Origin of the sequence: Silvimonas iriomotensis (assembly GCF_014645535.1) — a bacterium.
In the GTDB taxonomy this organism is placed as follows: Bacteria; Pseudomonadota; Gammaproteobacteria; order Burkholderiales; family Chitinibacteraceae; genus Silvimonas; species Silvimonas iriomotensis.
On record NZ_BMLX01000005.1, the window covers coordinates 244,448 to 256,547 of the forward strand.

Annotated in this window: 10 protein-coding genes; 5 read left to right on the forward strand and 5 right to left on the reverse strand. The window is 61.0% G+C overall.

The genetic code is table 11. The features are described from left to right. Positions 1-145 precede the first annotated feature (145 nt). Positions 146-2,263, reverse strand: a complete 2,118-nt coding sequence (locus IEX57_RS16975; protein WP_188705724.1) for a TonB-dependent siderophore receptor — start codon at positions 2,261-2,263, stop codon at positions 146-148. A 201-nt stretch (positions 2,264-2,464) separates the two neighbouring features. Then, positions 2,465-3,760 carry a diguanylate cyclase domain-containing protein gene (locus IEX57_RS16980; RefSeq protein WP_188705733.1) on the reverse strand — a complete coding sequence of 432 codons (1,296 nt, stop codon included), beginning with the start codon at positions 3,758-3,760 and terminating at the stop codon, positions 2,465-2,467. Positions 3,761-4,087: 327 nt separating this feature from the next. Between IEX57_RS16980 and osmF the strand changes: the two genes are divergently transcribed. Genes osmF through IEX57_RS17005 form a run of 5 tightly spaced genes read left to right on the forward strand, consistent with a single transcriptional unit; the run spans position 4,088 to position 8,713 of the window. Further along, positions 4,088-5,014 carry a glycine betaine ABC transporter substrate-binding protein OsmF gene (gene osmF, locus IEX57_RS16985; RefSeq protein ID WP_188705736.1) on the forward strand — a complete coding sequence of 309 codons (927 nt, stop codon included), beginning with the start codon at positions 4,088-4,090 and terminating at the stop codon, positions 5,012-5,014. Then, a complete protein-coding gene (locus IEX57_RS16990; RefSeq protein ID WP_229709077.1) occupies positions 5,015-6,181 on the forward strand; it encodes an ABC transporter permease in 1,167 nt (388 codons plus the stop codon). Continuing rightward, entirely contained in the window at positions 6,178-7,110 is a 933-nt protein-coding gene (locus tag IEX57_RS16995; protein ID WP_188705738.1) for an ABC transporter ATP-binding protein, read from the forward strand. The genes IEX57_RS16990 and IEX57_RS16995 overlap by 4 nt, the downstream gene beginning before the upstream one ends. Beyond that, a complete protein-coding gene (locus IEX57_RS17000) occupies positions 7,107-7,910 on the forward strand; it encodes an ABC transporter permease (protein ID WP_188705740.1) in 804 nt (267 codons plus the stop codon). The genes IEX57_RS16995 and IEX57_RS17000 overlap by 4 nt, the downstream gene beginning before the upstream one ends. Positions 7,911-7,918: 8 nt before the next feature. Beyond that, complete coding sequence (locus IEX57_RS17005) at positions 7,919-8,713, forward strand: phosphate/phosphite/phosphonate ABC transporter substrate-binding protein (protein ID WP_188705743.1); 795 nt, start codon at positions 7,919-7,921, stop codon at positions 8,711-8,713. A gap of 51 nt (positions 8,714-8,764) precedes the next feature. Here IEX57_RS17005 and IEX57_RS17010 read toward each other — a convergent pair whose 3' ends face one another. From IEX57_RS17010 to IEX57_RS17020, 3 genes are all read right to left on the reverse strand, one after another. Then, a complete protein-coding gene (locus IEX57_RS17010; RefSeq protein WP_188705745.1) occupies positions 8,765-9,613 on the reverse strand; it encodes a hypothetical protein in 849 nt (282 codons plus the stop codon). Between the two features lie 173 nt (positions 9,614-9,786). Beyond that, positions 9,787-11,295, reverse strand: a complete 1,509-nt coding sequence (locus IEX57_RS17015) for an AMP nucleosidase (RefSeq protein WP_229709078.1) — start codon at positions 11,293-11,295, stop codon at positions 9,787-9,789. A gap of 122 nt (positions 11,296-11,417) precedes the next feature. Then, positions 11,418-11,804: an SEL1-like repeat protein gene (locus IEX57_RS17020; RefSeq protein WP_188705746.1), complete on the reverse strand. Its 387-nt coding sequence runs from the start codon at positions 11,802-11,804 to the stop codon at positions 11,418-11,420. Positions 11,805-12,100 lie beyond the last annotated feature (296 nt).

Genomic DNA, 12,100 nt, shown 5'->3' on the forward strand with positions numbered 1-12,100 from the left:
AATACGGCTGACGGTTGGCCCGACCACGCTGGACGATACGGGCTTTGTTTGATTTATGGCAATGCGCGTTAACCGTAACACGCGCCAGCCACAAAAACAAAAAAGGGAGACTATGCTCCCCTTGCCAGATGGCTGGCCGTGTTGATCAGAAATTGACCGCGGCGTTCAGGCTGATGGTGCGCGGATCGCCCGCCTTGACGTAGTTGGCGTACTGGAATTCCCAGTATTCGCGGTTGGTCAGGTTGTTGAGCGCAGCACGGAAGGTGTAGTCGTACGCCCCGGCATGCAGGTTGTACACCGCGCCCAGATTGAACACGGTATAACCGCCGGCGTTCAGGCTGCCCGTCGGGGTGATCATGGTATCGCCCGTATATTTGCCATCCAGACCAAGCTTCAGGCCCGGTACGGCAGGCAGTTTGTACTCGATCTGGCCTGCGGCGACCAGCTCCGGCGCGCCGGCAACGCGGTTGCCGCGGTTGCTGCTGCCTTCGCCATACCAGGTTTTCAGGCCCATCAGGCTGCCGCCCACTTGCCATTGCGAGGCCGGCCGCCAGGTGGCCACCAGTTCTGCGCCTTGATACACCGACATGCCATCCTGCACGTAGACGTTATCGGCATTGCCGTACTCGGCGCCACGTTCGATGCGGAACAGCGCAGCGGTGGTGCTGAACACGGTGGAGTCATGCTTCAGGCCCAGCTCATACTGCTTGCTGCGCAGCGGCTTGAGCATCTCGCCGGCGTTGGCGTAGGTGCTGGCCACGGTCGAGCCTTGCTCCAGCGATTCCACATAGCTGGCGTAGGCGGTGGTGGCCGGGCTGAACTTGTACATCAGCGCGACGGTCGGGGTAGCGACACCGTTCTTGTCATAGCTGCCGGTGCTGGCGCCGGTCACGCCAAAGGCGTTCTGCTGATAGTTGGTGTAGCGCAGGCCCGCCAGCAGCGACCAGTGCTCACCAAAGCCCAGGGTGTCGCTGGCAAACAGGGCTTTCTGGGTGATATCGCTGTCGTGATAGGTTTGCAGGCCGGCAATATCGCCCATGCTGTTGGTGCTGGCGGAGTAGATATTGCCCGTGCCCAGCAAACCGTAGAACGAGTTGGCACCGTAGTAATTGGCTTGCTGCTGCCAGGAGGCGCCAGCAGTGATCAGGTGGCTGACTGCGCCAGTCTGCACTTTGCCTTCGGCCATGGCATCCCAATAAGCGAAACGGTTACCTTCCTTGCCGATCCAGCGGTAGTCGCTGTAATTGCCAGAGTTATCAGCCAGGTACAGCGTGCTTTCATTGCGGTCACGCGTCGATTCGCTGTAGCTGTAGCGGGTAGACAAGCGCCAGTCCGGGGTCAGCTGGTATTGCAGGCCGGCGGTATACAGCTGCAGGCCGGTATAAAGGTGCTGACCATCGCTGTTCAGGTTGCTGGTATCGCCTGCCACGGTGCCGGGCATGCCCTTGCCGGTGTAGCTGGCAAAGCTGAGCGAGGCCGGCATGTTGTCCGAGCGGCGTTGCTGATAGAGCATGTTGAAATAGGTCGAGAGGCGATCGTTGATCTGCGCGTCCAGCGCCAGCGAGACCGAGTTGCGGTTGGTCTGGCCGCCATTGATGGTATCGCCGCCTTCGTGGGTGTAATTGATGCGCGCGCCAAACATGTTGCCCGGGCCGAAACGCTGGCCAAAGTCGGCATGTTCAGACAGCACGCTGTCTTCGGTGTAGCCGATATCAATGCTGCGGACCGGGGCGCCTTCGGCTTTTTTGGTCACGTAGTTCACCACGCCACCGGGCGCGCCAAAGCCATACATGAAGCCGGACAAGCCCTTGAGCAGCTCAACCCGTTCAAATTGCTCGTACGGCGGGTTCACGCCGTAGCCAATAAACGGCAGGCCATCGATCTTGTAGCCGTTCTGCCAATCCAGTTGCAGGCCGCGCACGGTCAGATAGCTGGCCCAGGCGTTGCTGGCATCGCTGTTGTCAGAGACCGAGGCATCCGCGGCAAAGACATCGCCCAGCTTGCGCACCTGGCGATCAGCCAGATCCTGCCCGCTCACCACGGTTTGCGAGAACGGCGTGTCGATGACCTTGCGCGAACCCAGCGCGCCACCGGTTGAAGGCGTCGCCAGTTCGCTTTGCTGGGCGGCGGTCACGGTGACATCCGGCAATGCGGCGGTGTCGTCGGCAAAGGCCGGTGCGGCAAAGCCCAGCAAGACGGCGGTGGAGAACGGACAAAGCAAGGTAGCGCAGGGGGTCTTGGCCCAGCGATGGCGGGTTTTCATGATGAGGTCTATGTAGGAGCGGTTAACAAACGCTCAACATGGTAATGCGAATTATTATCAATATCAATTATTTAATATATCAGACGGAACTTTATTTGTACTGGATCAGATACATAAGGCATAAGTACGACAAAAAGGCCGGGCGGCGTATTGCCGAACCGGCCTGCAGGCGGGAGGGAAATTGCGCGACACCGCGCAGCGCTAATCGTGGTTGCGATCCAGCCGGGCGTGTTCCGCCTCGTTGTACAGCACCACCTGATTGCGGCCGTTGCGCTTGGCCTGATAGAGCGCCAGATCGGCGTTTTCCATCAGTTGCTGCGTGGTCAGGCCCGGCGTGAGCGTAGAGACACCCGCGCTGAACGTGGCCTGGAACGTGCTGTCATTGCCGTTTTGCGGAAAGGCGCGGAACTGTTGCCGCACCGCATCGATATAGCGTGAAGCCAGCACCGGCGCGATGCCGGGCAAGGCAATGCCGAACTCCTCGCCACCGTAGCGCCCGATCAACGCCTGGCCGGGGGCGGTGTGCCGCAGAATGCGCGCCAGGCTCTGGATCACATAATCGCCCGTCAGATGCCCGTATTCGTCGTTGACCGATTTGAAGTGGTCAATGTCGATCATGGCAAACGTCAGGTGATCGCCATTGCGCGCACAGGACTGGATGGCCTGGTCCAGTTGTTCCACCAGCGTGGTGTGATTCAACAGCAGCGTGAGGCTGTCGCGGGTCATCCACTGGCGCAGGCGGCGATACCGCTCGCAGGTAATGGTGACGGCGGCGACCAGTTCTTCTGGCGGCGTGTCTTTAACGAGGAAATCATCACCGCCCATGCTGCGCGCCAGCAGCTGCTTGTTGCGGCTGACTTCGGTCGAGAAAAAGATGATGGGAATACCATCAAACCGGGATTGCTGGCGGATGATGTGCGCCATTTCGTTCCCGGAGCACTCTGGCATGTAGACATCCAGAATGACGATCTCTGGCCGGTGCCGCTCCATCATCAGCAATACATCCAGCGGGCTGCGCGTCTTGAACACTTCCATGCCCGCGCCGCGCAGGACTTTATCCAGCCAGTGCAGCATGGCTTCAGAGTCATCGACCGCCAATACCCGGAACGGCTCTGGCCGGCGCTGATCCAGCAGTTCATCCAGTCGCACCACCAGCTTTTGCAGCGGCAATGGCCGGGCCACGAAATCGGTAATCCCGAGGCGTAACAGGGCAATCTGGCGAGAGACGGGCTCGCCCGCAGAGGATAAAAACAGCGGGCCTTTGCTCAGACGCTTGATCAGCGGGACGTGGAATTCCAGATCCAGCCCTTCGGTCTGGGCGTCCAGGATCACCGCAAACGGCGGTTTGCCGTGCATGGCCGCCAGCAACGCGGTGGCGTGATCAAACACGGTGGTTTCAAAACCGAACACCGCCAGTTGTTTGGCGACCGGGGCCAGATCGGACTCCCGTCCGGTCAAGAGGTAAACCGCGGTCGAAGTGGATGTTTCTGTATGCAAGCCTGGGCTCCGCAACGCCGGCAGATCATGTCACCGGCATGGCTGTATTGAAATATGAACTTAGCACAGGCAATGGGAGTGCCTGTGGTATATCAGGACAGGCGTCGTATTAAAACATCGTGACAGGCAGGTGACCAGCCCCACCCTGCCCCAGCCCGCCGCTTGCCCTGCCGTGGGCGCCGGTTATCCAGCCCGGCATGGCAGTTTTCTGCAAAGCAGCTACGTTGATTTGCTGCGTTCAACCTTGTCTGACGGCTTTTTGTCGGCACAGACGCGTCTCAGTGACTAACCTCAAGCCTGTACCCCCAGTTACCGGAAGGAAGACCAATGACTTTGCGAGTTTGCCGCCGCACCCTGTTGGGCGTGGTTCTGACACTGTGCGTGTCCGCCACCGGCGCAAAGGCCGACACCGCCGTGCGCGTGGGTTCCAAGATCGATACCGAAGGCGCTTTGCTGGGCAATCTCATCTTGCAGGTCTTGCAGGCCAAAGGCATCAAGACCGAAAACAAGATCCAGCTGGGCACCACCAAAGTAGTGCGGGGCGCCATCAGCGCGGGCGAGATCGATATCTACCCGGAGTACACCGGCAACGGCGCCTTCTTTTTTGCTGATGAAAAAGACCCGGCCTGGCGCGATGCCAAAGCCGGCTACGACAAAGTCAGAACGCTGGATATGCAAAAGAACAAGCTGGTCTGGCTGACGCCCGCACCCGCCAATAACACCTGGGCCATCGCCATCCGCAAAGACGTCGCCACCAGCAACAAGCTCAAATCGCTGGCGGATCTTGGCAAGTGGATCAACGCGGGCGGCCAGTTCAAGCTGGCGGCCTCGGCCGAATTCATAGAGCGCCCGGACGCCCTGCCCGCATTTGAAATGGCCTATGGCTTCAAGCTCAAGCAAGAACAGTTGCTCACGCTCGCGGGCGGCGATACCACGGTCACCATCAAGGCCGCGGCAGAGCAGACTTCTGGCGTGAATGCCGCCATGGCCTACGGTACTGACGGGCCCGTTGCCGCGCTGGGCCTGGTCACGCTGGACGATCCCAAAGGCATCCAGCCGATCTACGCGCCGGCCCCGGTCGTGCGGGCAGATGTCCTGACCCGATACCCGGCCATCAAGGATGCGCTGGCGCCCGTATTCCAGAGTCTGGACAGCCGCACGCTGCAGACGCTGAACGCCAGGATCGCCATTGAAGGGCAGGATGCCAAAAAAGTCGCCGCTGACTACCTCAAACAAAAAGGCTTTGTGAAGTAAGTGCAGGTCAGACTGGCAGGCGCAATCAAAAACCGGGTATTGCTGGTGCTGTGGCTGGCAGGGGTGCTGGCCGCATGGCTGCTGCCGCTGCTGACGCACGCCCCCAACCGGCTGGTGACGGGCAAAGGTATTGCGTTTGCGGCCGTGCCGGGTGGATGCGTCATGTTGATCCCGGCGCTGGTGCTGGCCGTGGCCCCGTTCTGCCAGAAAAGCGCATGGCGCGACGGTGCGGTGCTGCTGGCCTGCGCCGTGTGGTTGTGCGGCTTGCTGGCGCTGGGCGGACACGAGGCGCAACGGCTGGCCATGACGGACTCTGACTATAGCCGTACTTCATTCGGCGGCGGTGGCTGGGTATTGTGGGCGCTGGGCTGGCTGGCGGCAGCAGACGCACTGGGGCAACTCAGGCTGAGCCCGCGCAACACCGTGCTGGCCGCTCTGGCGGTACTCGCGCCCTGTATCGGTTTGTTGTTCTCCGGCCAGTTATCAGAACTGGCCGTGCTCAAGGAATACGCCAATCACCAGGATGTATTTGATGCGGCGCTCAGCCGGCATCTGGAGATCGTCGCCGCCACGCTGGTGCCCACCTTGTTGATCGGTATTCCGCTGGGCGTACTGGTGTTCCGGCGCAACTGGCTGCGCGGGCCGGTGTTTTCCGTGCTCAATCTGATCCAGACCATCCCTTCGATCGCATTGTTCGGCTTGCTGATCGCCCCGCTGGCGGCGCTGGCGGCGCATGTTCCCGTGCTGGCGCGGCTGGGCGTCAGCGGTATCGGTGTCACGCCCGCCGTCATCGCCCTGACTTTGTATTCGCTGCTTCCCATGGCGCGCAGTACGGCCGCCGGGCTGGAGCAAGTGCCAGGCCCGGTAGTCGAGGCCGCACGCGGCATGGGCATGTCGCGCCGGCAGGTGTTCTGGCACGTGGAAGTCCCGCTGGCGTTGCCCGTGCTGTTATCGGGCCTGCGCATCACCACCGTGCAAGCCATCGGGCTGACCACCGTGGCGGCGTTGATCGGCGCGGGCGGGTTTGGCGCCATCCTGTTTCAGGGCTTGCTCAGCAGCGCGCTGGATCTGGTTTTGCTGGGGGCGATGCCGGTTATCGCACTGGCCATCGCCGCCGACGCGTTGTTCAAGTTGCTGGTTTCGATATGGGGAGTGCGCGGGCAATGATCGAATTTGAACGCGTCAGCAAACGCTTTGGCGACTTCCTGGCCGTGGATGAACTCTCGCTGCGCCTGGCGGATGGTGAATTCACCGTGCTGATCGGCCGGTCGGGCTCGGGCAAATCCACCACCTTGAAGATGATCAACCGGCTGGTGCCGCATGACAGCGGGCGCATCCTGTTTGCCGGCAAAGAGATCAACCATTTTCGTGAAGAAGACCTGCGCCGGCGCATGGGCTACGCCATCCAGTCAATCGGGCTGTTTCCGCACCGGACCGTGGCGCAGAACATTGCCACCGTGCCGGCCTTGCTCAAGTGGCCCAAAGCACGCATCGCCGGGCGGGTGGATGAACTGCTGCATCTGCTGGGGCTGGACCCGGCCGCCTTTGCCAGCCGCTATCCGCATCAGCTTTCTGGCGGGCAGCAACAGCGCGTGGGCGTCGCGCGGGCGCTGGCGGCAGACCCGGAAGTCTTGCTGATGGATGAACCCTTTGGCGCGCTCGACCCGGTGACGCGCAGCGCCCTGCAGGCAGAAATCGCCCGCATCCATCAGGTCTCGGGCAAGGCCATTGTGCTGGTGACGCATGATATTGATGAAGCCCTGTTGCTGGCCGACCGGATTGTCATGCTCGACCGTGGCCGTGTGGTGCAAGACGGCACACCACGGCAAATTCTGCTGGAACCGGCCAGCGACGCCGTCACCCGTTTTGTCGGACGCACTGAAGTGGGCCTCAAACTGCTGGGGCTGGATCAGGTGCACAGCCGCATGCGGGCGGCCACCGCCGGGCCGGCGCCGGGCGTGTCCCGCACCGCCACGCTGCGGGAGGCGCTCTCGCTGCTGATTGCCAATCACGCCGAACAACTGCCGGTGGTGGATGAACACGGCCAGACCGTGGGCAGCATTCATGTGGCAGACCTGCTGGATGTCGCCGCATGACGCATCCGCGCCGCTGGTGGTCAGACCCCTTGCTGTGGACTGGCGCCCTGTTTCTGGCGCTGATGTTCGGCATGGCGCATCTGGCACCGCTTTTTCACGCGCTCTTTCCGGAACAAGAACGCCCCATCTACACCCAGGCAAGCTTCCCGCAACTGGTGCTGGCCCATGTGCTGATTGTCGGGGTATCCAGCGCCATTGCCGTCGTGCTGGGTGGCGGCGCGGGCTTGCTGGTCACGCGGGAAGGCGGGCGGGATTTTCGCCCTTTGCTGGAAACCATTGTCGCCATCGGCCAGACCTTCCCGCCCGTGGCGGTGCTGGCAGTGGCGGTTCCCCTGATCGGGTTCGGCGTCAAACCGGCGATCATCGCCCTGGCGTTGTATGGCTTGCTGCCCGTGGTCCAGAGCACCATTGCCGGGCTGGAATCCGTACCGCCGCCGGTGGTGGAAGCCGCGCGCGGGCTGGGGCTGAGCCGCTGGCAGCTGCTTCGGCAAGTGGAATTACCGCTGGCCTTGCCGGTCTGGCTGGCCGGCGTCAGAACCTCGGTCATCATTAACATCGGTACGGCTGCGATCGCCTCGACGGTTGGCACGCCGACGCTGGGTTCTCCCATCATTGTCGGCTTGAGCGGTTTTAATACCGCCTATATTGTAGAAGGAGCCCTGCTGGCAGGGTTACTGGCAGTCGTGACGGATCTGGCATTTGAACGGTTGATGATCCGCTCACAAGCATGGCGGCTGGCGAGCATGCCACCCAATCGCCCCATAACAAGCGCATCGTCTGCCAGTGCGCAAAGCAGATAGAGGCCGAGATGAAGGTTTCGTTGCCCATGTATTTTGCCGGGCCGGGAGACACCGCGCGCTTGTGGCACGCGCTCAGAGCCGAGTTGATCAACCACGAAATCATCGGCGCGCCTGACGAGGTGATCTGGCCGGACGACCTGGTCGAGCACTGGCTGGACCCGGACCTGCTGCTCAGCCAGACCTGCAGTTATCCGCTGATGACTGTGCTGAAAGACAAGGTACAGAGCGTTGGCTACTTTCATTACGATGCGCCCGGGTGCGACGGGCCGTTCTATTGCAGCATGCTGGTGGCCCGTGACGATGACGCCCGCACCAGCCTGAGCGATTTCCGGGGCGCCACGGTGGCCTATAACAGCCGTGATTCGCACTCCGGTTACAACAGTCTGCGGGCACTGGCGGCGCCGTTATCGTTCGGTGGCCAGTTTTTCGCTCACGCGCTCGCTACCGGTAGCCACGCCCGTTCCATCGAATATATCCGCGCCGGGCAGGCGGATATCGCCGCCATTGATTGCGTTACCCTGGCGCTGTTGCAGCGCCACCAGCCCGAGGCCGCAGAAGGTATCCGCATCATTGGCCAGACCGCGCCCTCCCCCGGGCTGCCCCTGATTACCGGCATTGCCACTTCGGCAGACCAGTTGTGGATGATGCGCCTCGCGCTGGCGCATGCCTGCGCCAATCCGGATCTGGCCACCGCCCTGACGCCCTTTGGCATTACCGGGTTTAGCGTCTTGCCTGATTCGGTTTGCCATGTGGTAGCAGAGATGGAACAAGAAGCGGCCGATTACGGCTATCTGCAGTTGTGAAAACGGCGGGCGCACTGGCCCGCCGCTGCATGTTTGTCCAATCCCGCCAGGTCAGGCCGAGGTCGAGATCGTGCCGCCCGTAGTGCTGGCCGAAGTACTGCTGGTGCTGCTGGCGCTATCGCTGCTGCCATCCGCGTTCTTGGGGTTGATCACGGCGTTGATGTCATCATCACTCAGCGTCACATCGCCCTGCGGAATCCCGTTCTGCGACCATTTGTCGAGTTCGTTCATGATCACGTCATGAGTCTGGTTGCTGATATCCGGCAGCTTGCCGCCAAAGAACTGGGCAGCACTATCAAAGCCTTGCTGAATGGCATCCTTCAGTTGCGAGAGCTTGGCCGGATCATTCCCGGCGGCGGCCTTGGCAAAGTTCAGAATCCGCTCGGCCGTATTCTTGATACCGAACTCACCATCGGCCGACACGGCCTGCTTGGCCGCATCAATGGTTTTGGGGTCGGCGCTGAGCTTTTGTTCACCGCTGACCACCTTGGACCACGTCAGCCCTTGCTGCTTGAGCATATTGCCCAGCATATCGATGAACTGCTGCACCTTCTGGTTGGACTGATCCAGCATGGAGGCCAGATCAACCGGCGTGCTGCCGGAAGACGTCGCATCCGTGCCGTCGCTACCGCTGGCCGAAGCACTGCTGTCATCAGACGCACCGGTGTCCGACGTGCCAGTGTCAGACTGGCCCTGCGTCTTGCGCGGATCGGTATATGTCAGGCTCACTGTGGTTTCCGAATACTCGATCGTCACGCTGTCCTGTGGCACCTGGCCCATCGGGGTGGCCTTGAGCGAGCTGTCCGGCTGTTCGATGATCTGGCTGGCCGTACTGCTTTTGTTGCTGCTACTGCTTTGCTGAGCGGACTGGTTGCTCAGGCTGGTTGCGCTGATCGCCATACGTGTTCTCCTGTCAGGCACGCCCGCCAACGGCGCACCTTGCATTAACTGTTCACCCGGCAGTGAAGCACCGGCCACGCGGGTGACACGGGCCGGCACACGGTCTTATCCAGAACAATTCGGCCACTTTGGCCAAAGCTTGACCGGTTTGGCCGGATCGGGCCGATATAAGGTTACTGAAAAGCCACTTCGGCAAAACTGCGCAATTTACGGCTATGTAATTGATCGACGCCCTGTTCGCGCAACAGTTCCATGGCGCGGATGCCGATCCTCAGGTGCTGGTCCACCCGTTCGCGGTAAAAATGGTTGGCCATGCCCGGCAGTTTGATCTCGCCATGCAGCGGCTTGTCACTGACGCACAGCAAAGTCCCGTAAGGCACCCGGAAACGGAAACCATTAGCGGCGATGGTCGCGCTTTCCATATCCAGCGCCACCGCCCGGCTCTGGCTGAAGCGCCGTTGCGGGCGATTATCCGGCAACAGTTCCCAGTTGCGGTTATCAGTGCTGGCCACCGTGCCCGTGCGCATGATGTGCTTGAGCTCCGGGCCCTTGAGCAGCGTGACGTCGGATACCGCGGCCTCCAGAGCCAGCTGGATTTCTGCCAGCGCCGGGATCGGCACCCACAGCGGCAAGTCTTCATCCAGCACGTGGTCTTCACGCACATAGCCGTGGGCCAGCACGTAATCGCCCAGTTGCTGCGAATTACGCAACCCGGCGCAGTGCCCCAGCATGATCCAGGCATGCGGGCGCAGCACGGCAATATGATCGGTAATGGTCTTGGCATTGGCCGGGCCCACGCCGATGTTCACCATGGAAATCCCGCTGCGATCAGCCCGGATCAAGTGATAGGCCGGCATTTGCGGCAAGCGCGGCGGCGCGGCGCCCAGCGCATCGCTCTCTTGCGCGCTCAGACCAACACGGCGCGTGATCACATTACCCGGTTCGACAAAGGCAATGTAATCACTGTCGGGGTCGTTCATGCTCTCCTGCCCCAACCGGATGAATTCATCGATATAGAACTGGTAGTTGGTGAACAACACAAAATTCTGGAAATGCTCCGGCACCGTGCCGGTGTAATGCCGTAAGCGATGCAATGAGTAATCAATCCGTGGCGCGGTAAACAGGGCCAGCGGTTGCGGCTCACCTGGGCGCGGATCATATGTGCCATTGGCAATACCGTCATCCATGGCAGACAGATCCGGCAGATCGAACATATCGCGCATCAACTGGCGCCGTTCGGGGCTGAGCGTGCCTTCGATGTAATCATGTTCAGCAAACGAAAAATGCACCGGAATCGGCTGGGAACTCGTCCCGATTTCCAGCTCGCATTCGTGGTTTTGCAGCAGCAGGCGGAACTGTTCCAGATAGTAGTCGGCGTACAGATCGGGCCGGGTCAGCGTGGTTTCGAAATAACCCGGGCCGGCAACGAAGCCAAAACTCAGATGCGCGCTATCGGCCTCGTTGGAACGGGCCACGGTGTCGGTCTGAATCCGCACAAACGGATAGCAGGCACGCACATGCCCACCCAGATCTTCACCGGTGACAAACCGCTGCATGGCATCACGCAGATGATTGACGCTGTTTTCGTAAATCAGCTTCACCTGGGCCAGCGCAGCAGCCGGATCGGTATAGCGGGTTGGGGCAATGAATCTGGGCAGATAAGGCAGGGAACGGGAACTCATGCAGGCGCATCCACAAGACACAGCGTCAACAGACACCGCACAACAACAGCCGGCGTGCGGCGGGAATGCCTTGAGTCTAACGCATTGCCCATGACAAATACGAATCCTGCGGCAAGTCCAACCTAGTGATAGCGCACCGGCCCCATGGCCATATACATGGCGGAATACGGTATCCGGGCTGCCGCATCCGGCCGCGCCACACCATCGCACAGCGCGCGGAAATACCAGACCCGTGCCACAAAATGGCGCGCTTGCGGCAACAGCCCTTTGCTCTCGATCAGATCGCCATTGATGATCATGCGCGCCAGCGGCTCATAAGCGCCGCCATAGCCTTGCCTCGCGGAGCGCAGCATGAAATACGCAGCCATTGCGGCATCGGCGGCAACACCGTGGCCCCGCAGATAGGCCACCGCCAGATTGAAACTGGCCCGCGCATGCCCGATGCGCGACAGATAACGCAGACTTTCCAGCCCGCAACTGAGCTCATCCGGATCATCGCTTTGCAGCATGCGCCCCGCAGAGCGAAAGAGTTCGAGGTGTGTTGCGCTGATTGTCGTTTCGTTTGCACCCACGGCCGGCAGCACCTTGATGGTGGTTGGCGATGATTCAATGTATGCAAATGAAATGACCGGATGCAAATGACCGATCAGCGGTAGCAGCGCGGAACGCGCAATGCGGGGGTAAAAGCAAAACGCCCGTACAGGTCTCTGTACGGGCGTTTTATATGGGTGTCTGGCAATGTCCTACTTTCACACGGGTAATCCGCACTATCATCGGCGCTAAGTCGTTTCACGGTCCTGTTCGG

What these genes read in the sequence shown, in the direction of transcription:
- IEX57_RS16975 (WP_188705724.1), bottom strand. Translation starts at nt 2,263, where the DNA reads ATGAAAACCCGCCATCGCTGGGCCAAGACCCCCTGCGCTACCTTGCTT.
- osmF (WP_188705736.1), top strand. Translation starts at nt 4,088, where the DNA reads ATGACTTTGCGAGTTTGCCGCCGCACCCTGTTGGGCGTGGTTCTGACA.
- IEX57_RS16995 (WP_188705738.1), top strand. Translation starts at nt 6,178, where the DNA reads ATGATCGAATTTGAACGCGTCAGCAAACGCTTTGGCGACTTCCTGGCC.
- IEX57_RS17000 (WP_188705740.1), top strand. Translation starts at nt 7,107, where the DNA reads ATGACGCATCCGCGCCGCTGGTGGTCAGACCCCTTGCTGTGGACTGGC.
- IEX57_RS17005 (WP_188705743.1), top strand. Translation starts at nt 7,919, where the DNA reads ATGAAGGTTTCGTTGCCCATGTATTTTGCCGGGCCGGGAGACACCGCG.
- IEX57_RS17010 (WP_188705745.1), bottom strand. Translation starts at nt 9,613, where the DNA reads ATGGCGATCAGCGCAACCAGCCTGAGCAACCAGTCCGCTCAGCAAAGC.
- IEX57_RS17015 (WP_229709078.1), bottom strand. Translation starts at nt 11,295, where the DNA reads ATGAGTTCCCGTTCCCTGCCTTATCTGCCCAGATTCATTGCCCCAACC.
- IEX57_RS17020 (WP_188705746.1), bottom strand. Translation starts at nt 11,804, where the DNA reads ATGCTGCAAAGCGATGATCCGGATGAGCTCAGTTGCGGGCTGGAAAGT.